The organism is Streptomyces sp. NPDC054961, assembly GCF_053609145.1.
Genome location: NZ_JBSGWY010000002.1, coordinates 133,601 through 154,650 on the forward strand (window position 1 = coordinate 133,601; position 21,050 = coordinate 154,650).

18 protein-coding genes are annotated in these 21,050 nt (G+C 73.5%); 8 read left to right on the forward strand and 10 right to left on the reverse strand.

Translation table 11 applies throughout. The annotated features are described in order from the left end of the window. Positions 1-83: 83 nt before the first annotated feature. On the reverse strand, positions 84-2,534 hold the full coding sequence (locus ACWF9Z_RS02800) for an ATP-binding cassette domain-containing protein (RefSeq protein WP_453596750.1): 2,451 nt from the start codon (positions 2,532-2,534) through the stop codon (positions 84-86). Between the two features lie 84 nt (positions 2,535-2,618). Continuing rightward, complete coding sequence (locus tag ACWF9Z_RS02805) at positions 2,619-3,035, reverse strand: VOC family protein (RefSeq protein WP_453596752.1); 417 nt, start codon at positions 3,033-3,035, stop codon at positions 2,619-2,621. Between the two features lie 392 nt (positions 3,036-3,427). On the opposite strand from ACWF9Z_RS02805, the gene ACWF9Z_RS02810 reads away from it, so the two are divergent. Continuing rightward, a complete protein-coding gene (locus ACWF9Z_RS02810) occupies positions 3,428-4,453 on the forward strand; it encodes a helix-turn-helix domain-containing protein (protein WP_453596754.1) in 1,026 nt (341 codons plus the stop codon). 12 nt (positions 4,454-4,465) lie between these two features. On the opposite strand, the gene ACWF9Z_RS02815 is transcribed toward ACWF9Z_RS02810, so the two are convergent. Next, on the reverse strand, positions 4,466-6,190 hold the full coding sequence (locus ACWF9Z_RS02815) for a FadD3 family acyl-CoA ligase (RefSeq protein ID WP_453596756.1): 1,725 nt from the start codon (positions 6,188-6,190) through the stop codon (positions 4,466-4,468). 94 nt (positions 6,191-6,284) lie between these two features. Between ACWF9Z_RS02815 and ACWF9Z_RS02820 the strand changes: the two genes are divergently transcribed. The 3 genes from ACWF9Z_RS02820 to ACWF9Z_RS02830 are packed head-to-tail and all read left to right on the forward strand — an operon-like array spanning position 6,285 to position 8,702. Then, entirely contained in the window at positions 6,285-7,436 is a 1,152-nt protein-coding gene (locus ACWF9Z_RS02820; RefSeq protein WP_453596758.1) for a lipid-transfer protein, read from the forward strand. A 13-nt stretch (positions 7,437-7,449) separates the two neighbouring features. Then, complete coding sequence (locus ACWF9Z_RS02825) at positions 7,450-7,914, forward strand: Zn-ribbon domain-containing OB-fold protein (RefSeq protein ID WP_453596760.1); 465 nt, start codon at positions 7,450-7,452, stop codon at positions 7,912-7,914. Then, complete coding sequence (locus tag ACWF9Z_RS02830; protein WP_453596762.1) at positions 7,911-8,702, forward strand: enoyl-CoA hydratase/isomerase family protein; 792 nt, start codon at positions 7,911-7,913, stop codon at positions 8,700-8,702. The genes ACWF9Z_RS02825 and ACWF9Z_RS02830 overlap by 4 nt, the downstream gene beginning before the upstream one ends. Before the next feature lie 122 nt (positions 8,703-8,824). Here ACWF9Z_RS02830 and ACWF9Z_RS02835 read toward each other — a convergent pair whose 3' ends face one another. From ACWF9Z_RS02835 to ACWF9Z_RS02850, 4 genes are all read right to left on the reverse strand, one after another. After that, positions 8,825-9,388, reverse strand: coding sequence for a hypothetical protein (locus ACWF9Z_RS02835; protein ID WP_453596764.1), 564 nt, complete (start codon positions 9,386-9,388; stop codon positions 8,825-8,827). 479 nt (positions 9,389-9,867) lie between these two features. Further along, positions 9,868-10,362, reverse strand: a complete 495-nt coding sequence (locus ACWF9Z_RS02840) for a peptidylprolyl isomerase (RefSeq protein WP_453596766.1) — start codon at positions 10,360-10,362, stop codon at positions 9,868-9,870. 117 nt (positions 10,363-10,479) lie between these two features. Beyond that, entirely contained in the window at positions 10,480-12,942 is a 2,463-nt protein-coding gene (locus ACWF9Z_RS02845; protein ID WP_453596768.1) for a serine/threonine-protein kinase, read from the reverse strand. Positions 12,943-13,369: 427 nt separating this feature from the next. Further along, positions 13,370-14,167, reverse strand: a complete 798-nt coding sequence (locus ACWF9Z_RS02850) for a VOC family protein (RefSeq protein ID WP_453596770.1) — start codon at positions 14,165-14,167, stop codon at positions 13,370-13,372. Positions 14,168-14,448: 281 nt separating this feature from the next. On the opposite strand from ACWF9Z_RS02850, the gene ACWF9Z_RS02855 reads away from it, so the two are divergent. Beyond that, the gene (locus ACWF9Z_RS02855; RefSeq protein WP_453596772.1) at positions 14,449-15,096 is read left to right on the forward strand and encodes a TetR family transcriptional regulator; all 648 of its coding nucleotides are present in this window, start codon (positions 14,449-14,451) and stop codon (positions 15,094-15,096) included. Positions 15,097-15,228: 132 nt separating this feature from the next. Here the strand turns inward: ACWF9Z_RS02855 and ACWF9Z_RS02860 are convergent, their stop codons facing one another. Together ACWF9Z_RS02860 and ACWF9Z_RS02865 are read right to left on the reverse strand one after the other, a co-directional pair. Next, positions 15,229-15,681, reverse strand: a complete 453-nt coding sequence (locus ACWF9Z_RS02860; protein ID WP_453597199.1) for a nitroreductase family deazaflavin-dependent oxidoreductase — start codon at positions 15,679-15,681, stop codon at positions 15,229-15,231. A gap of 98 nt (positions 15,682-15,779) precedes the next feature. Then, the gene (locus ACWF9Z_RS02865; RefSeq protein ID WP_453596773.1) at positions 15,780-16,985 is read right to left on the reverse strand and encodes an acyl-CoA dehydrogenase family protein; all 1,206 of its coding nucleotides are present in this window, start codon (positions 16,983-16,985) and stop codon (positions 15,780-15,782) included. Positions 16,986-17,123: 138 nt separating this feature from the next. Between ACWF9Z_RS02865 and ACWF9Z_RS02870 the strand changes: the two genes are divergently transcribed. After that, positions 17,124-18,344 (forward strand): acetyl-CoA acetyltransferase, encoded by a 1,221-nt coding sequence (locus tag ACWF9Z_RS02870; RefSeq protein ID WP_453596775.1) that lies wholly within the window; start codon positions 17,124-17,126, stop codon positions 18,342-18,344. A 97-nt stretch (positions 18,345-18,441) separates the two neighbouring features. Beyond that, positions 18,442-19,122, forward strand: a complete 681-nt coding sequence (locus tag ACWF9Z_RS02875; protein WP_453597201.1) for a pyridoxine/pyridoxamine 5'-phosphate oxidase — start codon at positions 18,442-18,444, stop codon at positions 19,120-19,122. 24 nt (positions 19,123-19,146) lie between these two features. Here the strand turns inward: ACWF9Z_RS02875 and ACWF9Z_RS02880 are convergent, their stop codons facing one another. Further along, positions 19,147-19,581, reverse strand: coding sequence for a Zn-ribbon domain-containing OB-fold protein (locus ACWF9Z_RS02880; protein WP_453596777.1), 435 nt, complete (start codon positions 19,579-19,581; stop codon positions 19,147-19,149). A 166-nt stretch (positions 19,582-19,747) separates the two neighbouring features. On the opposite strand from ACWF9Z_RS02880, the gene ACWF9Z_RS02885 reads away from it, so the two are divergent. Continuing rightward, positions 19,748-20,938, forward strand: a complete 1,191-nt coding sequence (locus ACWF9Z_RS02885; protein ID WP_453596779.1) for a flavin-containing monooxygenase — start codon at positions 19,748-19,750, stop codon at positions 20,936-20,938. Positions 20,939-21,050: the final 112 nt, after the last annotated feature.

Sequence of the window (21,050 nt, forward strand, 5' to 3'; positions counted from 1 at the left end):
GGCCTGCCCCGGCGGCCTGCCCCGGCGGCCGGGGCCGGCGTGCGGCCCGGCGGCCGCCCCGCCCCCCGGCCCCGGGCCCCGCCTCAGGCGCCGACGTACTCCGCGAGGTGCTCGCCCGTGAGGGTCGAGCGGGCGGCGACGAGGTCGGCCGGGGTGCCCTCGAAGACGATGCGGCCGCCGTCGTGCCCGGCACCGGGGCCGAGGTCGATGATCCAGTCGGCGTGCGCCATGACCGCCGGGTGGTGCTCGACGACGATGACCGACCGGCCGGAGTCCACGAGCCGGTCGAGCAGGCCCAGCAGCTGCTCCACGTCGGCGAGGTGAAGGCCGGTGGTCGGCTCGTCGAGGACGTAGACGAGCCCCTCCCCGCCCTTCTCCGACATGCGGGAGGCCAGCTTGAGCCGCTGCCGCTCGCCGCCGGACAGGGTGGTGAGCGGCTGCCCGAGGCTGACGTAGCCGAGCCCGACGTCCGCGAGCCGGCTCAGGATGGCGTGCGCGGCCGGGATGCGCGCCTCGCCGGAGCCGAAGAACTCCTCGGCCTCGGTCACCGACATCGCGAGCACCTCGCTGATGTCGCGGCCGCCGAGGTGGAGGTCCAGGACCGAGGCCTCGAACCGCTTGCCCTCGCACTCCTCGCAGGTACTGGCCACTCCGGCCATCATCGCCAGGTCGGTGTAGACGACACCTGCGCCGTTGCACTGGGGGCAGGCGCCCTCGGAGTTGGCGCTGAACAGCGCCGGCTTCACCCCGTTGGCCTTGGCGAAGGCCTTGCGGATCGGCTCGAGGAGTCCGGTGTACGTCGCCGGGTTGCTCCGCCGGGAACCGCGGATCGGGGTCTGGTCGATCGACACCACGCCCTCGCCCGCGACCCCCGGCGCGCCGACCAGCGAACCGTGCACGAGCGAGCTCTTCCCGGATCCGGCGACGCCGGTGACCACGGTGAGCACCCCGAGCGGGACGTCCACGTCAACCTCGCGGAGGTTGTGCGCCGTCGCCCCGCGGACCTCCAGCGCTCCGGTGGGCTTGCGCACCGTCTCCTTGAGGGCGGCCCGGTCGTCGAAGTGGCGGCCGGTGACGGTGCCGGAGGAGCGCAGCCCCGCCACGGAGCCCTCGAAGCAGACGGTGCCGCCCGCCTGGCCGGCGCCGGGGCCGAGGTCGACGACGTGGTCGGCGATCGCGATCGTCTGGGGCTTGTGCTCGACGACGAGCACCGTGTTGCCCTTGTCGCGCAGCCGCAGCAGCAGGTCGTTCATCCGTTGGATGTCATGGGGGTGCAGGCCCGTGGTGGGCTCGTCGAAGACGTAGGTGACGTCCGTGAGCGAGGAGCCGAGGTGGCGGACCATCTTGACGCGCTGGGCCTCGCCGCCCGAGAGCGTGCCCGAGGCCCGGTCGAGCGAGAGGTAGCCCAGCCCGATCTCCACGAACGAGTCGAGGCTCTGCCGCAGCTTTTCGAGGAGGGGCGCCACCGAGGCGTCCTCGAGGCCGCGCACCCACTGCGCCAGGTCGCTGATCTGCATCGCGCAGGCGTCGGCGATGCTGGTCCCGCCGATCCGCGAGGACCGGGCGGCCTCGCTGAGCCGGGTGCCCTCGCACTCGGGGCAGGTCGCGAAGGTGACCGCACGGTCGACGAACTCGCGGATGTGCGGCTGCATCGACTCGCGGTCCTTGGACAGGAAGGACTTCTGGATCTTGGGGATCAGTCCTTCGTAGGTGAGGTTCACCCCCTCGACCTTCACCTTGACCGGCTCCCGGTACAGGAAGTCCTGCATCTCCTTCTTGGTGAACTCGGCGATCGGCTTGTTCGGGTCGAGGAGCCCCGACTCGGCGTAGACCCGTACGGTCCAGAAGCTGTCGGACTTCCAGCCGGGGATGGTGAACGCGCCGTCGGCGAGCGACTTGGAGTCGTCGTAGAGCTGGGTGAGGTCGATGTCGGAGACGCTGCCCCGGCCCTCGCAGCGCGGGCACATGCCGCCGGTGCGGCTGAAGGTCGCCTTCACCGTCTTCTTGTTGCCGCGTTCGACGGTGATCGCCCCGCTCGCGCGGACGGAGGGGACGTTGAAGGCGAAGGCGCCCGGCGAGCCGATGTGCGGCGTGCCGAGTCTGCTGAAGAGGATGCGCAGCATCGCGTTGGCGTCGGTGGCGGTGCCGACGGTGGAGCGGGGGTCCGAGCCCATGCGCTGCTGGTCGACGATGATCGCGGTGGTCAGTCCGTCGAGCACGTCGACCTCGGGGCGCGCCAGCGTCGGCATGAAGCCCTGGACGAAGGCGCTGTACGTCTCGTTGATCAGCCGCTGCGAGTCAGCGGCGATCGTGTCGAACACGAGCGAGCTCTTGCCCGACCCGGAGACGCCGGTGAACACGGTGAGCCGGCGCTTGGGGATCTCGACGCTGACGTCCTTGAGGTTGTTCTCGCGCGCGCCGTGCACGCGGATCAGACCGTGGCTGTCGGCGACGTGCGGGACGACCGCCTCCGCGGCCTGGCCGGGGGCCTTGTGCGGGGCCTTGTGCGGGGCCTTGCTCGGGGCCTTGCTCATCCTGGCTGTCTCCATCCGTCGGGCGCGAGCCCTCTGTCTATCTGATCGGCGTGGCCGCGAGGAGTCCCGCTCCGTCCGCGCTTCCTACCGGCCGCGGGGCTGGCTGAAGCGCAGCATGTTGCCGGCCGGGTCACGGAACGCGCAGTCGCGGACCCCGTAGAACTGGTCGATCGGCTCCTGGAGCACCTCGCCGCCGGCTGCGCGGATCCTCTCGAAGGTCGCGTCGCAGTCGCCGGTGGCGAAGACCACCCCGCGGAGCAGCCCCTTGGCCAGCAGCTCCGCCATGGCCTCCTTGTCGGCGGCCGATGCGTTCGGGTTCGCGACGGGCGGCTCGAGCACGATGTCCACCCCGGGCTGCGCGGGCGACCCGACGGTGACCCAGCGCATCCCCTCGAACCCGACGTCGTTGCGCACCTCCAGTCCGAGCACGTCCCGGTAGAAGCCGAGGGCCTTGTCGTGGTCGTCGACGGCGATGAAGCACTGAGCGAGTGTGATGTCCATGCGTTCCACGCTACGACCGGCCCCCCGGGACCTGCTTCTCCATTCCTGACCGGTTCGCGGGAGGGAGGGAGGGAGGGAGGGCTGGAGGGAGGGGGCCGCGGATTCGAACGGTGGTGCGGGGGTGCGCTGTCGCCGGGACGTGTCGGGTCGCGTCCCGGTGGCGGACGATGCTTCTTTTGGTGGAAGTACTCAGAGAAAGAACCGCTTGCCAGACCCCTCCAGCCTCCCGCGGCACGGCCGGTCACCCACATGGGTGAATCGCACAACTAGGCTGGATTTAAGGGTGGTTGTCTGGCATATGCTCGCCCCGACAACCCAGACATGAGACGGCCCCCGCCGGGACTGCGAATCCCGATCGAGGGCCTGACCAACGAGGAAGCAGACCTTCCCCTATGGCTTCGGTGCAGTTTACCGCGCCCACCCGCGCGACATACGGCGTTCGCCACTCCAACATCCGCCTCACCGGCCGGTTCACGGTGATCAGCAACGACCTGATCCAGCACCCCGAGATGTCGGCGGTCGCGCGGATCCTGGGGATTTACATCCAATCGCTGCCCGCCGGAACCCCCATCGGCATCAAGGACCTGGCCAGACGGCTTCCGCTGGGCGAGACCTCGATCGCGGGCGGGCTCCGGGAGCTGGTGCGGTTCGGGTACCTGGAGCGATCCCTGGAGAGCCTGCCGGGCGGGCGGATCGTCACCCGTACGGTGTCCTACAACCACCCCCGTGCCGTCATCGACGCCCCTCCCCCGCCGGCGGTGGAGCGGCGGCCCCACCTCGTACCCGATCCGGCACCGCCACCAGCTGCGGCAACGGCGGACGAGCCCGCACCGGCCCCGGAGCCGACGGCCGCCCCGGCGCCCGAGCCCGGACCAGCCGCACCCACACCTACACCGGCACCCGCACCCACACCGGCACCGGCACCGGCCGGAGCGGCGGCGCCACCGGCCGACGCGGCCGCCCGCCCGGCGGCCGCCCGTGTTCCCGTACCGCTCGACCGGGACAACGCGCTCCGCCGCCGGCTCGCGACCGAGATCCTCGCCGAGCTCCGCCTCACCGATCCCCGGCTGCTGCTCGGGGCGCGGGACATCGCGTACCTGGCGGGCGGGGTCGAGGCCTGGCTGGAGCGCGGGGTCAGCGTGCACGCGCTGGTCGGCGCCCTGACGGCGAACCTCCCGGACCTCCCGCGCAACCCGGCCGGGCTGATCGCCCACCGGCTCGCGGCCCAGCTGCCGCCCGTGGTGGTCCCGGCCCCGCGCCGGGCCGCCTTCGTGGCGCCGGATCCGTTCCAGATCTGCGACGGGTGCGACCGTGCCTACCGCAGCCCCACCCGGGGCGGCCGCTGCAACGACTGCGGTCCGCCCGGGACGGACGACACGGGCGGGGCGGGCGGGGCGGCCGGGGCGCACGGGAACTGAGCGCCCCCGCCGTCAGCGGGTGCGGAGTTCGCGCTTGAGGACCTTGCCGCTCGCGTTGCGCGGGAGTTCCGCCACGAACTCCACCTGGCGCGGGACCTTGTAGTTGGCCATCTCGCGGCGGGACCAGGCGATCAGGTCGTCGGCCGTGAGGACCGCGCCGGGGCGGCGGACCGCGTAGGCCTTGCCGACCTCGCCGAGACGCGGATCGGGGACGCCGACCACCGCCACGTCGGCGATGTCCGGGTGCAGGCCGAGGAGTTGCTCTATCTCGGCGGGGTAGGCGTTGAAGCCGCCGACGATGAACATGTCCTTGATCCGGTCGGTGATGCGCAGGTTCCCGGCGGCGTCGAGGACACCGACGTCGCCCGTGCGCAGCCAGCCCTCCGGGGTGATGGCCTCGGCGGTCTCGGCCTCGTCCTCGAAGTAGCCCTGCATGACGTTGTGGCCGCGCACCCACACCTCCCCGGCCTGTCCGGTGTTCTGCGCCCGCCCGTCGGCCCCGGCGATCCGGAGCTCCGTGCCCGGGATGGCCCGCCCGGAGGTGGCCGCGATGACCTCCGCGGGATCGCCGCGGCGGCACATGGTGACGATGCCGCTGGCCTCGGAGAGCCCGTACGCGGTGAGGACGGTGGCGATCCGCAGTTCGCCGCGGAGCCGTTCGACGAGCTGGAGCGGGACGACGGCGGCGCCGGTGACGACCAGGCGGAGCGCGGAGAGGTCGTGGTGGTCGCGCTGGGGGTGGTCGAGGAGGGACTGGTGGAGCGTGGGCGGTCCGGGGAGTACGGAGATCCGCTCGGCGGCGATGTTGGCGAGGACGGTGTCCACGTCGAAGACGGGCTGGGGGATCATCGTGGCCCCGCGCATCAGGCAGGCGATGATGCCGGCCTTGTAGCCGAAGGTGTGGAAGAAGGGGTTCACGATCAGGTAGCGGTCGCCCTCGCGCAGTCCGGCGAGCTCGCTCCACACGTCGTAGCAGCGCAGGGACTGGGCGTGGGTGATGACGGCGCCCTTGGGGCTGCCGGTGGTGCCGGAGGTGAAGATGATGTCCGAGGGGGCGCTGGCGGGGATGGCGTCCGTGCGGGCGCGGACGGCCTCCGCCGGTACGGAGTCCCCTCCGGCCAGGAAGTCCTTCCAGGTGCGGAAGGAGTCCGGGGCGTCGTCGGACAGGACCACGACCTGCTCCAGGTGGGGCAGGCCCGGCAGGGGCCCGGAGCCCTCGCCCTCGGCGGCGGCGCGGCGCAGCGAGGCGACGTAGGAGGTGCCGAGGAAGGTGCCGGTGACGAAGAGGAGCCGGGCGCGGCTGCGGTGGAGGACGTAGGCGGCCTCGGTGCCCTTGAAGCGCGTGTTGAGGGGAACGAGCACGGCTCCCGCGGAGACGGCGCCGAGTGCGGAGACGATCCATTCGAGGGTGTTGGGCGCCCAGACGGCGACCCGGTCCCCCGGCGCGACCCCGGCGGCCACGCAGGCGGCCGCGGCGCGCTCGACGCGCTCGCCGAGCTGCGCGTAGTCGATGCGGACGCGGCCGTCGACGACGGCCTCGCGGCCGGCGTAGCGGGTGGCGGCGTCGCGCACGAGGGCGCCGATGCTGCTCCAGGGGAGCTCCGCGAGCCGGTCCCCCGAGGGGGATCCCGCAGCGGGCCGGGGGTCCGGACCCGCGGCTTCGGACCCCGTCCCGGCCCCGGTCCCCGCCGCCCCGCCCCCGGTCGCGCCCGCGACCCCGTGCCCGTCCTCGTCCATCGCCCGCCCCTCCCTGCGACACCAGTAGCTGACTAACCGTCAGATTAGCTGTAGCCTTCGCCGCTGTCAGTACTGGTGCACCCCGGAGGTGGCGATGGCGGCAACGCTCAAGGACGCTACGGCGATAGTCGGCATCGGCCAAACCGCCTTTGCCAAACAACTGCCGCAGTCCGAAAAGGAATTGGCGTGCCGGGCGATCCTCGCCGCGCTCGCCGACGCCGGCATCGACCCCTCCGAGGTCGACGCCTTCTCCTCCTACACGATGGAGGAGACCGACGAGGTCGAGGTCGCCAAGGCCATCGGCGCCGGCGACGTCACCTTCTTCTCCAAGATCGGCTACGGCGGCGGCGGCTCCTGCGCCACCGTGGGCCACCTGGCCTCGGCCGTCGCCACCGGCCAGGCCACCGTCGGCGTCGCCTGGCGCTCCCGCAAGCGCGGCTCCGGCCCCCGCCCGTGGAAGAACACGGCCGTGCAGCTCCCGACCCCCGGCCAGTGGACGCGCCCCTTCGGGCTGCTGCGCCCCGCGGACGAGATCGGGATGCTGGCCCGCCGCTACATGCACGAGTACGGGGCCACCCGCGACCACCTCTTCAACGTCGCCATGGCCTGCCGCAACCGGGCCAACGAGAACCCGGCCGCGATGATGTACGAGCGCCCGCTGACCCGCGAGATGTACATGACCTCCCGCATGATCAGCGACCCGCTCTGCCTCTTCGACAACTGCCTCGAAACGGACGGGGCGTTGGCCTGCGTCATCGTCAGCGCCGAGCGCGCCCGCGACTGCCGCCAGAAGCCCGTCTACGTCCACTCCGTCGCCCAGGGCCTGCCCGCCCAGCACCACGGGATGGTCAACTACTGGAACGACGACCCCCTGTCCGGCCCCGCCTGGACCGCCGCCCGCCACCTGTGGAAGCAGGCCGACTTCGGCCCGGCGGACGTGGACGTCGCCCAGATCTACGACGCCTTCACCCCTCTGATCCCGCTCTCCCTGGAGGGCTACGGCTTCTGCGGGCGCGGCGAGGGCGCCGCCTTCACCGAGGGCGGGGCCCTGGAGATGGGCGGCCGGCTGCCCATCAACACCGGCGGCGGCGGCCTGAGCGAGGCCTACGTCCACGGCTTCAACCTGATCAACGAGGGCGTCAAGCAGCTGCGCGGCATCTCCACCGCCCAGGTGCCCGACGCCTCGACCTGCCTGGTGACGGCGGGCGAGGGTGTCCCGACGTCCGCGATCCTGCTGCGCGCCTGAGGAGCTGCCGACCATGACCACCACGACCGCCGCCGCTTCGGACGAACTCCTCTTCCCCGTCCCCGACGAGGACGGGGCCCCCTTCTGGGAGTACGCGGCCCGGGGCGAGCTCCGCGTCCAGGCCTGCGCCGAGCCCGCCTGCGGGAAACTCCGCTTCCCGCCCCGCCCCTGCTGCCCGCACTGCCGGTCCTTCGACTCCGAGTGGCGCCTGATGAGCGGACGCGGCCGGATCTGGTCCTACGTGCGCCCGCACCCGCCGCTGCTTCCCGCGTACGCCGCGCAGGCCCCGTACAACGTGATCCTCGTGGAGCTCGCCGACGCCCCGCACATCCGCCTCGTCGGGAACCTCGTCACCTCGGCCGACGCGCCGCTGGACTCCGTGGACCCGGCGCGGCTGCGCATCGGGGCGCGGGTCCAGGTGGTGTTCACCGAGACGGGCGGGGTGGCCGTGCCGCGCTGGGTGCTGGAGAAGTCGTGACGGCCGGCCAGGGGCTCCGGGTGGAGCGGGACAAGGCGACCGGGGTCGCCGTGCTCACCCTGGACCGGGAGCGCAAGCACAACGCGATCGATCTGGAGACGGCCGCCGCACTCGCGGCGGTGTGGCGGGAGCTCCGCTACGAGGACGACGTACGGGCGGTCGTGCTCACGGGCGCCGGAGCGGCGGCCTTCTGCACGGGCATCGACCGCGGCGTCTCGGTCCGCCAGCCCTCGTCCCCGTACTCGGTGGACGACCCGCTCCTCGCGATCGGCCCGAAGGCGAACGACCTGTGGAAGCCGGTGGTCGCCGCCGTCAACGGCATGGCGTGCGGCGGGGCGTTCTACCTGCTGGGCGAATCGGAGTTCATCGTCTCCTCCACCACGGCGACGTACTTCGACCCGCACACCAGCTACGGCATGGTCAGCGCCTACGAAGCGGTGTACATGGCCCAGCGCATGCCGTTCGGCGAGGCCGCCCGGATGTCCCTGATGGGTACGGCGGAGCGGGTGTCCGCGCGGCGGGCGTACGAGATCGGGCTGGTCTCGGAGCTGGCCGAGCCGGCCGGGCTGCTCCCCGCGGCCCTGCGGGCGGCCGAGACCATGGCCGGGTTCCCGACGGAGGCCGTGCAGGGCACGGTCCGGGCGCTGTGGTCGGCCAAACAGGCGGCGCTGCACCAGGCACTGTCCCAGGCGCCGGCGCTGATCGCGCTGGGGAACCTGGCGCCCCAGCGGCAGGCGGAGCTCTTCGCGGGACGGCGGAGCCCGGGGCCGGAGCCGCGGGTGCGGTGACCCGGCCGCGGTGACGGGGCCGTGGTGATCCGGTCGCGGTGACGGGGCCGCGGGTGGGGTGACCCGTCCCGGCGACCTGGCCGCGGTCCGGCGCCGTCGCCCGGTCGGCCCAGCCGGCCGGCCTAGCCGGTCTTCTTCGTGGGCTTCGGCTTCGGGACGCTGCCGGAGCCGGAGCCGGGCGTGGAGGAGGAGGCCGAGGACGGGACGAGGTCGATCCGTCCGACGACGCAGCGCTGGACGTCGCCGGCCTTGTCCGCACTCGCCATCGGCAGCTCCACGGTCCGGCTCTCGCCCGCCTTGAGCTCGACGTCGACGGAGGCCGAGTCGACCCGGCCGGACGCGCCCTCGAAGACCAGCGGCACGCGGAAGGCGCGTCCGGACGCCGACTCGGAGGTGACCTTCACCGTGGCCTTCGCGCGGCCCGGACCGGCGCAGGTGACGACCTCCGCGCGCGCGAGCGGACCGGTCGAGGTGGGTGTGGGCGCGGCGGTCGTGCTCGTGCCGTTGCCCGAGCTGCCGGAGGAGTGCTTCTTGGTCTTGGGCTTGCTCTTGGAGCTGGAGCAGCCGCCCCCACCGCTCTTGCTCTTCCCGCTGCCGCTTCCGCCGGTCGACGAGAAGCCCGTCAGCGCGAGCACCACTCCCACCAATACTGCCGCGAACCGGACACGCCGTCCCGTGACCTTCATGGCCACCCCTCTCCCCGTGGGCAATTGCGGCACCGTACCAGGGGTTTCGGGCCCCTCATCAGGAGGGCTCAGTTCCGCTTCGGCGGCCCGTCTCCTACCGGTCCCGCGGCGGCGTGGGCCAGGCCGCCGGGGGCGGGGGCGGGGACGGGTCCGGGTGGCGTCGGTGACGCGCGCGGCCGTGAAGAGCTCCTGGACGCGGTGATCGCGTCCGTGACGGCCGTCGCACCAGGCACGGAAGGGGCTCCGGACGGCGGCCGCCGCTCCGATGAGACCCATCGGCGAACCGAGTGCACCGTGTGCGTTACGGATCGTGCCCGGTCCTCCGAGGACGGGGTCTCGGTCCCGACGCTACGCCAGGCCCACCGCACCCGCACCCCGGGCCCGCGCCGGGGCCCCCGGCCCTCGTCCGCGCGCGGACATGACGGCGGCCCCGACCCCCGGAGGGGGCGGGGCCGGCCAGCCGTGTAGGCGGGTGGGGATCAGGCCTCGACGACGCCGGAGGCCGCGACCTCGATCTTGCCGCGGGTGGAGCCCGAGGGGGTGCCGAGCTTCTCGATCGCGTCCACGACGTCCTGGCCCTCGACGACCTCGCCGAAGACGACGTGCTTGCCGTCCAGCCACGGGGTGACGACGGTGGTGATGAAGAACTGCGAGCCGTTGGTGTTGCGGCCGGCGTTCGCCATCGAGAGCAGGTACGGACGGGTGTGCTTCAGCTCGAAGTTCTCGTCGGCGAACTTCTCGCCGTAGATGCTCTTGCCGCCCGTGCCGTTCTGGTTGGTGAAGTCACCGCCCTGCAGCATGAACTGCGGGATGACGCGGTGGAACGGGGAGCCGGCGTAGCCGAAGCCGTGCTGGCCGGTGGCGAGCTCGCGGAAGTTCTGGGCGGTCTTCGGGACGACCTCGTCGAAGAGGTTGAAGACGATGCGGCCGGCGGGCTGGCCGTCGATGGTGATGTCGAAGAATACGTTGCTCATGGGGTCCATCCTGTCACTCCCGGTGCGCCGCGCGCGTCCGAGGGGCCCGAAACGCGGTCCGAGCGGGTGTCGCGGGAGGCGTCGGACGGGCGTCCGGAGCCCCGGCGGAGCCGCCCCTCAGCCCCCCGTACGCGTGCCCGTGCCCTTCGCCGCGTCCAGAGCGTAGACGCAGCGGTCCTTGCTGCACGCGTACACCACGCCCGCCTCCGCCACCGGGGCTCCCGTGATCTCCCCGCCGGTGGCGAGCTTCCAGCGGAGCTGGCCGCCCGCCGCGTCCAGGGTGTAGAGGCAGTGGTCGGCGGAGCCGAAGTGGACCCGGCCGTCCATGACGGCCGGGGCGCCCGTGATCTCGCCGCCGGCCGCGAACCGCCACTTCGGGGTGCCGGTGACCGCGTCGAGCGTGTACAGGGCGCTGCCCGCGCCCAGGTGGACGTTGCCGCTCGCGACCAGGACGGGGTCGGCGGACTGCCGCGGCTCGGTGGCGATGCGCCAGCGGTCCTTGCCGTTGGCCGCGTCCAGGGCGTAGACGGTGCCAAGGTAGTCCGCGAGGTAGACGCCGCCGCCCGTGACCGCCGCGCCGGGCGCGAAGGCCGGGGGCGCGAGGAACACGGCGGGGGCCTCGAAGTGCCAGCGGACCCGGCCCGAGGCGCGGTCGATGGAGATCACCCGGGTGCCCGCGGCGACGTAGACGTTGCCGTCGGGAGCCGGGGTGACCCGTACGGGCACGTTTCCGCAGGAGCCGGCGTCGCCGACCGGGTACGACCAGGACTCGCGGCCGGAGCGGGCGTCGAGGGCGCGCAGCCGGGCGTCCTGCCACACGTAGACCGTGCCGTCGTGGAGGACGGGGGACGCCTCGTTGGTCTCGAAGTCGCTCTGCGCGCCCGAGAGCTCCCACAGCTTCTGCCCGCTGGACGCCTCCCAGGCCTGTACGCCGCCGCCGCGCGTGGCGGTGACGACCGTGCCCCGGTCTGCGCGCAGGGCGTACACCCAGGCGTCGGTGGACAGCCGCCACCGCTCGGAGCCGTCGGCGGCGTCGAGGGCGTAGAGGGACGGGCCGTCGGAGGCATGGATGCGGTGGTCGGAGACGGCCATGGACCAGGCGACGTCGCGCGTCTTGAACTGGCGGCGGCCGCTGGCCACGTCCAGGGCGTGGACCTCGAAGGAGGTGACGTAGAGCATGTCGCCCGCGACGGTCGGGGTGCCCCAGACCTCGTTCGACATGCGGAAGCGCCACGGGCGCCAGCGGCCGCTGTCCGGAGCCGGTCCCGGGCCGGGTACGGCAGGCGCGGAAGGACCGGAGGCCGGGGAGACCGCGGACGCCGGGCCGCCGCCCGGCGGGCGGATCCAGCCGGTCGCCGAGTTCGCGGCGACGGCGTGCGCGGCGGGCGCCGACGCGGACGCGTGCGGGCCGGGACCGATCGGCACCGGGGAGCCGCCGAGGCGGACGGGCTCGCCGGAGGGAGTCATCGGGGGGTGCTCGGGGCGCTGCGGGACGGCCTGGCCGGTCCGCGGGTCCGTCCAGGGGTCGGCTCCGCCGCGCTGGCGGCGGTGCGTGGCGGGCCCGGAGGGCGGGGCGGAGCCGGGCCGGCCCGGGGATTCCGGGGCGGGCGCCGGTACGACGGCCGCCGAGGCGGCGGAGGCGGCCGCGGCGGCGGAAGCGGCCGCTGCCGCGGCGGCGGCGTTGCGGTGGCCGGCCCGCCTGGCCTCGATCATCGCGACGGCCCGGGTGGGCAGCCACGCCGAGGCGGTGCCGCTCTCGTCGCCGCCCTCGAAGAGGTGCGGGGCCAGCTGCGCCTGGAGGTCGGCCGGGGTGGGCCGCTTCGTGGCGTCCATCTGCATGCAGGATTCGATGAGCGGGCGGAGCTCGTCCGGGAGGCCCGCGAGGTTGGGTCCCTCGCGCAGCAGCATGAAGACGGTCTCCACCGGGTTCGCCCCGTGGTACGGCGGGTGCCCGGTGGCGGCGAAGACGAGCGTCGAGCCGAGCGAGAAGACGTCGCTGGCGCCCTTGACGCTGCGCGAGTCCTTCGCCTGCTCGGGCGACATGTAGGCGGGGGTGCCGACGGCGACGTTGGTCATCGTCAGGCGGGTGTTGGAGACGCCGCTGGCGATGCCGAAGTCGATCACGCGCGGGCCGTCCTCGACGACGAGCACGTTCGACGGCTTCAGGTCGCGGTGGACCAGTCCCGCCCCGTGGATGGACTGCAGGGCCTCGGCGATGCCGGCCGCGAGCCACCGTACGGCCTGGGCGGGCATGGGCCCGCACTCGTGGACGATCTCCTCCAGGGAGGGCGCCGGCACGTACGCGGTGGCCAGCCAGGGCACGGCGGCGCGGGGGTCGGCGTCGACCACGGCCGCCGTGTAGAAGCCGGAGACGGCGCGGGCGGCTTCCACCTCACGGGTGAAGCGCACGCGGAACAGCTGGTCCTCGGCGAGCTCGGTGCGGACCGTCTTGATCGCCACGCGGCGTCCGGACGCCGACCGCGCGAGATAGACCAGCCCCATGCCGCCGGCCCCGAGCCGTCCCAGCACCTCGAAGGGGCCGATCCGTCTCGGGTCGTGCTGCGTCAGCTGCTCCACCACTCGCCTCCACACCCATCCCCGTACGGGCTCCGTGCGCGGGCCCGCTCCTTCGCCAAGCACGCCACCGGCGAGCGCGCCGGTACCCGGCGGTCGGCGGGTGCGGCGTCTCACCGCGGGCTCCGCCCGCAGTCGCGCACCCCGATTCTGTCAGGCCCGCGCTCCGTCCGGCCCCGGGTACGCGGGCGGGTTCGTGTGAGGCTGCACGCGCCGGGCTCCCCGGGCGGGTGCGCGGCGGGGCGCGGGACGGGCCGGGAGACGGGCCGGGGGGCGGTCGGGAACGGGTGGGGCGAGTGGTCGGGGACGGGCGGGACTCCGGTGGTGGACCGGTGGTGGACTGGTGGTGGACCGGTCGGGACCTGGTCGGGAAACGGTCGGGAAACGGTGGGGAAACGGTGGGGAAGCGGCCGGGAAGTGGCCGGGAGTCCGGTTACGGGGCCGGCTTCGTGCGCGGCTCCGACAACAGACCGAAGACCGCGCCCTGGTTGTCGGCGACGACCGCGATCCGCCCGTACGGAGTGTCGAAGGGATCGGCGGTGACCCGTCCGCCGAGCCGCTGGACCATGGCCACGGACTGGTCGCAGTCCGGGACGGCGAAGTACACGAGGAAGTGCGCGGGCATGATGGCCGGGAAGGCGTCGGTGATGAGGCTGCGGCCCATGACGGCGCTGTCCGGTCCGGGCGCGTAACCGGGCGGGGACCAGACGCGGTATTCGGAGCCGCCCGCTTCGTCCTGGTCCTGGGGGACGTAGCCGAAGACCTTGGCGTAGAAGACGTCGACGGCGTCGCGGGCCCGTGTGTAGACCTCGGTCCAGCAGTACGTGTACGGCTCCTGCTGGGCGTCGAAGCCGTGGTGGGTGCCGGGCTGCCACAGCCCGAAGACGGCCCCGCCGGGATCGGCGGCCATCGCGGCGGTCCCGTACGGGCCGACCGGCATCGGGTCCATCACCAGCTGGCCGCCGGCGGCGCGGATGCGCTGGGCGCAGGCGTACGCGTCGGTCGTGTAGAGGTAGACCCCCCAGACGGTGGGCATGCGGCCGTCGGGCTTGGGGGCGAGGGCGGCGACGTTGCGGCCGCGGCTGTAGGCCTGGGTGTAATGGCCGTATTGTGCTCCCGCACCCTCGGCGAAGGTCCACCCGAAGAGCTCACCGTAGAAGCGCTTGCCCGCTTCCACGTCCGGCAGCGAGGCGTCGACCCAGCAGGGTGCGCCTTCCGCGAATGCGGCCATGAGCCCGGTTCCTTCCGTTGTGCGGGGATGTGAGGCATCCGCCCCACTCGCCCGGCCATGCACCTCCGGATCATGATGTGCCCGAAAACTTGTCCACAGCCTGTTGATAAGACTATTCGGGGGATACGCCCGGAACCCGGAGGGCGCGCCCGGGGCGTCCGCTCGGCCGGAAATCGCCGTCGGGGCCGGGTGGGACCGGTGTACGCCCAGGCCAGGCACCCCGTGACCCCATTTGCAGGCGGCCGAATCGCGCCCCCATCACCCCTCGGTAAGCTGACGGCATGACAGGACAAGTACGTACCGTCGACGGCCGCGTTGCCGGTCGGCGCGGTCAGGCGACGAGGCAGAAGCTGCTTGACTGCCTCAGCGAGATGCTCAGCTCCTCGCCGTACCGCGACGTCAAGGTGATCGACGTCGCCCGCAAGGCCGGCACCTCCCCCGCGACCTTCTACCAGTACTTCCCGGACGTCGAGGGCGCCGTCCTGGAGATCGCGGAGCGCATGGCCAACGAGGGTGCGCAGTTGACCGCGTTGGTCGAGGGACGCGCATGGGTCGGCAAGGCCGGATGGGCGGCCGCCGAGGAACTCGTCGAGGGATTCCTGGACTTCTGGCGGCGCAACGACGCGATCCTGCGGGTCGTCGACCTGGGCGCGGCCGAGGGCGACAAGCGCTTCTACAAGATCCGCATGAAGATCCTCAACTCCGTCACCAACTCCCTTACGGAGTCGATGAAGGAACTCCAGGCCAAGGGCAAGGTCGACAAGGACGTCAGCCCGGCGGCGATGGCCGGTTCGCTGGTCGCCATGCTGGCCGCGGTGGCCTCGCACCAGAAGGGGTTCCAGACCTGGGGCGTCAAGCAGGCCGAGCTCAAGCCGAACCTGGCGCTGCTCGTCCACCTGGGCATCACGGGCAAGAAGCCGACGAAGTAGCGGCGGACCCTGACCACAGGGCCCGCCGTCTTCACCACCCTCACCGTGCGGGCTTCACCACCCTCACCGTGCGGGCTCCAGCACCTTTACAGGGCGGGCAACTGCGCGTCGCCTCCAGGACTTCCGCCGCGATCAGCGTCGCTCCAGGCGGAACAACCGGATCTCGCGTTCGATGCGCGCCTGGTACGTCGCGTACGGCGGCCAGAACTTCAGCGCCGCGCGCCACGCCTCCTCGCGCTCCTCACCCGCCAGCAGGCGGGCGCGCACGGGGATGTCCTCGCCCTTCCAACTCACCTCCGCGTCCGGATTCTTCAGCAGGTTCCCGGTCCATGCCGGGTGTCCGGGGCGGCCGAAGTTCGAGCCGATCAGCAGCCAGGTCACGCCGTCCCGCTCGGGCATGCACGCGAGCGGGGTCACGCGCGGCTCGCCCGTCTTGGCTCCCTTGGCGGTCAGGATCACGCCGGGGAGCATCTGGGCGCTGAGGATGACCTTGCCGCGGGTCAGCTTGTGCACCGCCTTGTCCATGGCGGGGATGAAGTGCGGTGCGATCTTGGCGAACAGCAGGGTCGAGGAGACCTTCTGCATGAGCTTGACGCCGACGCTGGCACTGGCGCCGGCGCCGCCGCCGGTGCTTGCGCCTTTGCCTTCGCCTGCGCCTTTGCCTTCGCCGGGAGCCGTGGACATCACGCTGCCACCTCCTTCTTCTTCTCGTTCCGGGGGACGGGGGTGAACAGGCCTGCCGCGTCGGCGGCACGGGCGCGCAGCTGGTGGACGGGGCCGAAGAGCAGCTCGTCGGCCGCCGCCCGCTTGAAGTAGAGGTGGGCGTCGTGCTCCCAGGTGAAGCCGATGCCGCCGTGCAGCTGGATCGCCTCGCCCGAGGTGATCCGCAGGGCCTCCAGGGCCTGGGCGAGGGCGAGTCCGCCCTGCGCCGGGTCCCAGGCGGCGTAGTAGGCGGCGGAGCGGGCCGCCTGGACCTGTACGTAGAGGTCGGCGAGGCGGTGCTTGACGGCCTGGAACGAGCCGATGGCCCGGCCGAACTGCTCGCGCTGGCGGACGTACTCCACGGTGCGGGCGAGCGCCTGTCCGGCCGCGCCGACCGCCTCGGCGGCCAGGACGCAGGCGGCGGTGCGTCCGGTGGCGGCGAGCGCGGCGAGCACGACGCCGGGGTCGTCCGGGCCTTCGCCGAGCACTTCGGCTTCCACGTCCCTCAGCTGGACGCGGCCCTGGGGGCGGGTCTCGTCCAGGGTCGCCTGCCGTGACCGTACAAGGCCGGGCGCGTCCTCCCGTACGAGGAACAGCAGCGTACGGCTGCGGGCGAAGCCTCCGGTGTGCGCGGCGACCAGCAGCAGCGAGGCGCTGTGCCCGTCGAGCACCTGGGCGACCTCCCCGTACAGCCGCCAGCCGCCGTCCACCGCGCGGGCCTGGACCCCGCCGGCGCGGCCGCCGCCCGCCCAGTCGCCTCCGGCGTCGTCCCCGGTCAGCGCGAGGGCGGTGCCCAGGGCCGGGCCGGGTACGGCGAGGGCGGCGGTGAGCCCGCCGGCCGCGAGCGGCGGCAGCAGGGCGGAGCGCTGGGCCCCGGTCCCCAGGGCGGCGACCAGCGGCGCGGCGAGCACGGCGGTGGCCAGCAGGGGCGAGGGCAGCAGCACCCGCCCGGTCTCCTCGCAGGCCAGGGCCAGGTCCGCGGGGGTGCAGCCGACCCCGCCGTACTCCTCGGCTACGGCGATGCCCGGCAGTCCGAGCTGCTGGGAGAGCTGCTGCCACAGCTCGCGGTCGTGTCCGGCAGCGGTGCGGACGGCGGCCTTGACCTCGTCCGGGCCACAGCGTTTGCCCAGGATCTCGCGCAGGGTACGGCGCATCTCGTCCTGCTCCGCGGTGAAGGCGGCATCCATCGTCGGGCTCCTCCCCGTATCTGACGGGCCGTCATGTTAGGGCGGGTGGCGCCAGATGCACAGGGGGTGGCGGACCTCGGTGTGCGGGTGCCGTCGCGTGGACTAGAACTGACTGGCCGTCAGATGTACGGTCGGGCCATGCCTTCCTCGCCTTCCTTGCCTTCGCCGGCTTCCTCGGCTTCATCGGCATCGCCCGGAGGCCGTCGGCGGGTCGCCGTCGTCGGCGTCGCCCTGTCGGACTGCGGCCGGGTGGACGGGCCCACCCCGTACGCCCTGCACGCGCAGGCCGCCCGCCGGGCCCTGGCCGACTCGGGCCTCGACCGCTCGGTGATCGACGGCTTCGCCTCGGCCGGCCTCGGGATCCTCGCGCCGGTCGAGGTCGCCGAGTACCTCGGCCTGCGGCCCACCTGGGTCGACTCCACGTCGGTCGGGGGCTCCACCTGGGAGGTCATGGCGGCTCACGCCGCCGACGCCATCGCGGCCGGCCACGCCAACGTGGTGCTCCTCGTCTACGGGTCCACCGCGCGCGCCGACATCAAGGCGCGCCGCCGGACATCGAACCTCTCCTTCGGCGCGCGGGGACCGCTGCAGTTCGAAGTGCCGTACGGGCACACGCTGGTCTCCAAGTACGCGATGGCCGCGCGCCGCCACATGCACGAGTACGGCACCACGCTCGAGCAGCTCGCCGAGGTGGCCGTCCAGGCGCGGGCGAACGCCGCCACCAACCCGGACGCGATGTTCCGCGACCCCATCACGGTCGACGACGTCCTGTCCTCGGGGATGATCGCGGACCCCTTCACGAAGCTGAACTGCTGCATCCGCTCGGACGGCGGCTGCGCGGTGCTCTTGGCGGCGGAGGACTACGTACCGGACACCGCGAAGGAGCCGGTCTGGATCCTGGGCTCGGGCACCTCGGTGTCACACACCACGATGTCGGAGTGGGAGGACTTCACGGTCTCCCCCGCGGCGGTGTCCGGCCGCCAGGCCTTCGCCCGCGCCGGGCTCACTCCGGCGGACGTGGACCTGGCCGAGATCTACGACGCCTTCACGTACATGACCCTGGTGACGCTGGAAGACCTCGGCTTCTGTGCCAAGGGCGAGGGCGGTGCCTTCGTCGAGAAGGGCCGGCTCCTCCGCGACGGCGAGCTCCCGGTCAATACGGACGGCGGCGGCCTGTCCGCCTGCCACCCCGGCATGCGCGGCCTGTTCCTCCTGGTCGAGGCCGTACGGCAGCTGCGCGGAGAGTCGGGCGAGGGCCAGGTCCTCAAGCGCGACGGGGCCCTCCCCCGCGTCGCCCTCGCCTCGGGCACGGGGGGATGGTTCTGCTCCTCGGGGACGGTCATCCTGGGGCGGGACTGAGGGGGGCGCGGGTGGGGGCGGGGCGGGGCGCCGCTCGTTACGCCGGTCGCGGAGCGGCAGGGGGCTCGGGGCGCCCCTCTAGCCTGGGGGCATGTCTATGACCAGCGATCACGGGCGTTCCCCGGACGAGTTCCACGCCATCCTGCACTCCCTGCGCGTCTGGGACGGGCCGTTGCCCGTCTTCGATGCGGCCGCCGCGCCGGACGCGCCGCTGGCGCTGTTTCAGGAGTGGTTCACGCACGCCGCCAAGGCGGGGCAGCCCGAGCCGCACACGATGAGTCTGGCGACGGTGGATGCGGACGGGCGGCCCGACGTGCGGACGCTGATGCTGCACGAGGCCGACGAGCGCGGCTGGCACTTCGCCTCGCACTCCACCAGTGCGAAGGGGCGGCAGCTGGCCGGGCGGCCGGAGGCCGCGCTGGGGTTCTACTGGCCCGCCGTGGCCCGTCAGATCCGGATCCGGGGGCGGGTCACGGCGTGCGGCGCGGCGGAGAGCCGTGCCGACCTGGCGGTCCGCTCGCGGGGCGCGCTCGCGGCGGCGCTGACGGGCCGGCAGAGCGAGGTGCTGTCCTCCCCCGAGGAACTGGCCCGCGCATCGGCGGCCGCCTGGGACCGCGCGGGCGCGGAGCCGGACGCCCCGGCTCCGACGTGGACCCGGTACGTGCTCTCGCCCACCGAGGTCGAGTTCTTCCAGGGCGACGCCGCCCGCCGCCACACCCGCCTCCAGTACACCCGTACGGGAGACGCCCCCTGGACCCGCCACCTGCTGTGGCCCTGACCCCGGGCGGCCCGGGGCCCCGCATCAGGGGGCGGGGGTGAAGACCGCCGTCCAGACGCCCTGGGCGGCCTCGCGGAAGGTCACCGACAGGGGCATGCCGATGCGCAGGGCGGCCTCGTCGCAGTCCACGACCTCGGTCATCATCCGCGGCCCCTCGGCCAGGTCCACCACCGCCGCCACGTAGGGCGTGCGCCGGCCGAACGGGGGGAGGTCGTTGCGGTGGATCACCGACCACGTGTACAGCGCCGCCCGGCCGCTCGCCGTCTCCCACGTCACCCGGTCCTCCCCGGCCCAGCACGCCGGGCAGAACTCCCGCGGGTAGTGGTGCGCCTTCCCGCACTCGCCGCAGCGCCGCAGCAGCAGGCGGCCCCGGGCCGCCGCGTCCCAGTAGGGCCGGGTGAAGTCGTCGATCTCCGGCAGGTCGAACCGCGCACCGGTCGTCACACTCGTGTCGCTCACCACGTCACTCCGCTCCTTGGTTTGCGCGTCGGTGGAGCAACGCTCCTGACGCATCGTCAGTTCAGCGGATCGGGGCCCATCCCACAAGGGCCCCGTGATCGATCCGCAATCGATTCCCTCCTCGTCCGAGACCCACCGGCGCCGTGGATCGATACGCTCACACCTCATGCCCGGAGCCCCCGCAGCACTCGACATGTCCACCCAGCCCCGCCCGGTCTACGTGATCGGCGCCGGCCCCGGCGGCCTCGCCGTCGCCGCCGCGCTGCGCGCCCGCGGGGTCCGCGCGGTGGTCGTGGAGAAGTCGGAAGCAGTCGGCGCCTCCTGGCGGCGGCACTACGACCGGCTCCACCTGCACACCACGCGCCGCCTCTCCGCGCTCCCCGGCCTCGGCATGCCGCGCCGCTTCGGACGCTGGGTCGCGCGCGACAACGTCGTGCGGTACCTGGAGAAGTACGCCGAGTTCCACGAGCTGGAGCTCGTCACCGGCATCGAGGTGACCCGGATCGAGCGCTCCGCCGACGGCGCGGGCTGGACCCTGCACGCCTCGGGCGGCCGGACGCTGGCCGCCGGAGCGGTGGTGATCGCCACCGGGTTCAACCACACGCCCGTCATCCCCGACTGGCCCGGCCGGGAGCAGTACGAGGGAGACCTCGCGCACGCCGCCGAGTACCGCAACCCCGCCCCCTACGCCGGCCGCGACGTCCTCGTCGTCGGCGTCGGCAACACCGGCGCGGAGATCGCCGTCGACCTCGCCGAGGGCGGCGCCGCCCGGGTCCGGCTCGCCGTGCGCACGGCCCCCCACATCCTGCGCCGCTCCACCGCCGGCTGGCCGGCCCAGCGCACGGGGATCCTCGTACGGAGGCTCCCGGTCGCCCTCGTCGACCGGCTCGGCGCGATCGTCGGCCGGATCTCCGTCCCGGACCTGTCGCCGTACGGGCTCCCGCGCCCCACCACCGGCCTGTACAGCAGGGTGAAGCAGGGTGCGATCCCGGTCCAGGACGTCGGCCTGATCGACGCGGTCCGCGCCGGGCGCGTGGAGCCGGTCGCCGCGGTCGACTCCTTCGACGGCGCCGAGGTGGTCCTCGCGGACGGCTCCCGCATCACCCCGGACGCGGTGATCGCGGCCACCGGATACCGCCGCGCGCTGGAGGGCCTCGTCGGCAACCTCGCCGTACTGGACGGCCGGGGCCGCCCCCGCGTGCACGGCGCCCGGACCCCGGCCGAGGCCCCCGGCCTCTACTTCACCGGGTTCACCAACCCCATCAGCGGCAACTTCCGCGAGCTGTCCCTGGACGCCGAGAAGATCGCCAAGGCGGTCGCCGACACCCTCCGCGCCCGGAGCCGGGCGCGGCACTAGGACGTGTCCGGGGCGGGCGCGCCCCCGGGCCGCCGACCCCCCCCGCGCCCGGGGCCCCCCGCCCGCCCCGGGGGCCGGGGGCCCCCGGGGGGCGGGGGCGCCGCCCGGGGGC

What these genes read in the sequence shown, in the direction of transcription:
- ACWF9Z_RS02875 (WP_453597201.1), top strand. Translation starts at nt 18,442, where the DNA reads ATGACCAGCGATCACGGGCGTTCCCCGGACGAGTTCCACGCCATCCTG.
- ACWF9Z_RS02865 (WP_453596773.1), bottom strand. Translation starts at nt 16,985, where the DNA reads ATGGATGCCGCCTTCACCGCGGAGCAGGACGAGATGCGCCGTACCCTG.
- ACWF9Z_RS02855 (WP_453596772.1), top strand. Translation starts at nt 14,449, where the DNA reads ATGACAGGACAAGTACGTACCGTCGACGGCCGCGTTGCCGGTCGGCGC.
- ACWF9Z_RS02820 (WP_453596758.1), top strand. Translation starts at nt 6,285, where the DNA reads ATGGCGGCAACGCTCAAGGACGCTACGGCGATAGTCGGCATCGGCCAA.
- ACWF9Z_RS02815 (WP_453596756.1), bottom strand. Translation starts at nt 6,190, where the DNA reads ATGGACGAGGACGGGCACGGGGTCGCGGGCGCGACCGGGGGCGGGGCG.
- ACWF9Z_RS02825 (WP_453596760.1), top strand. Translation starts at nt 7,450, where the DNA reads ATGACCACCACGACCGCCGCCGCTTCGGACGAACTCCTCTTCCCCGTC.
- ACWF9Z_RS02800 (WP_453596750.1), bottom strand. Translation starts at nt 2,534, where the DNA reads ATGAGCAAGGCCCCGAGCAAGGCCCCGCACAAGGCCCCGCACAAGGCC.
- ACWF9Z_RS02850 (WP_453596770.1), bottom strand. Translation starts at nt 14,167, where the DNA reads ATGGCCGCATTCGCGGAAGGCGCACCCTGCTGGGTCGACGCCTCGCTG.
- ACWF9Z_RS02840 (WP_453596766.1), bottom strand. Translation starts at nt 10,362, where the DNA reads ATGAGCAACGTATTCTTCGACATCACCATCGACGGCCAGCCCGCCGGC.
- ACWF9Z_RS02805 (WP_453596752.1), bottom strand. Translation starts at nt 3,035, where the DNA reads ATGGACATCACACTCGCTCAGTGCTTCATCGCCGTCGACGACCACGAC.
- ACWF9Z_RS02835 (WP_453596764.1), bottom strand. Translation starts at nt 9,388, where the DNA reads ATGAAGGTCACGGGACGGCGTGTCCGGTTCGCGGCAGTATTGGTGGGA.
- ACWF9Z_RS02870 (WP_453596775.1), top strand. Translation starts at nt 17,124, where the DNA reads ATGCCTTCCTCGCCTTCCTTGCCTTCGCCGGCTTCCTCGGCTTCATCG.
- ACWF9Z_RS02860 (WP_453597199.1), bottom strand. Translation starts at nt 15,681, where the DNA reads ATGCAGAAGGTCTCCTCGACCCTGCTGTTCGCCAAGATCGCACCGCAC.
- ACWF9Z_RS02885 (WP_453596779.1), top strand. Translation starts at nt 19,748, where the DNA reads ATGCCCGGAGCCCCCGCAGCACTCGACATGTCCACCCAGCCCCGCCCG.
- ACWF9Z_RS02810 (WP_453596754.1), top strand. Translation starts at nt 3,428, where the DNA reads ATGGCTTCGGTGCAGTTTACCGCGCCCACCCGCGCGACATACGGCGTT.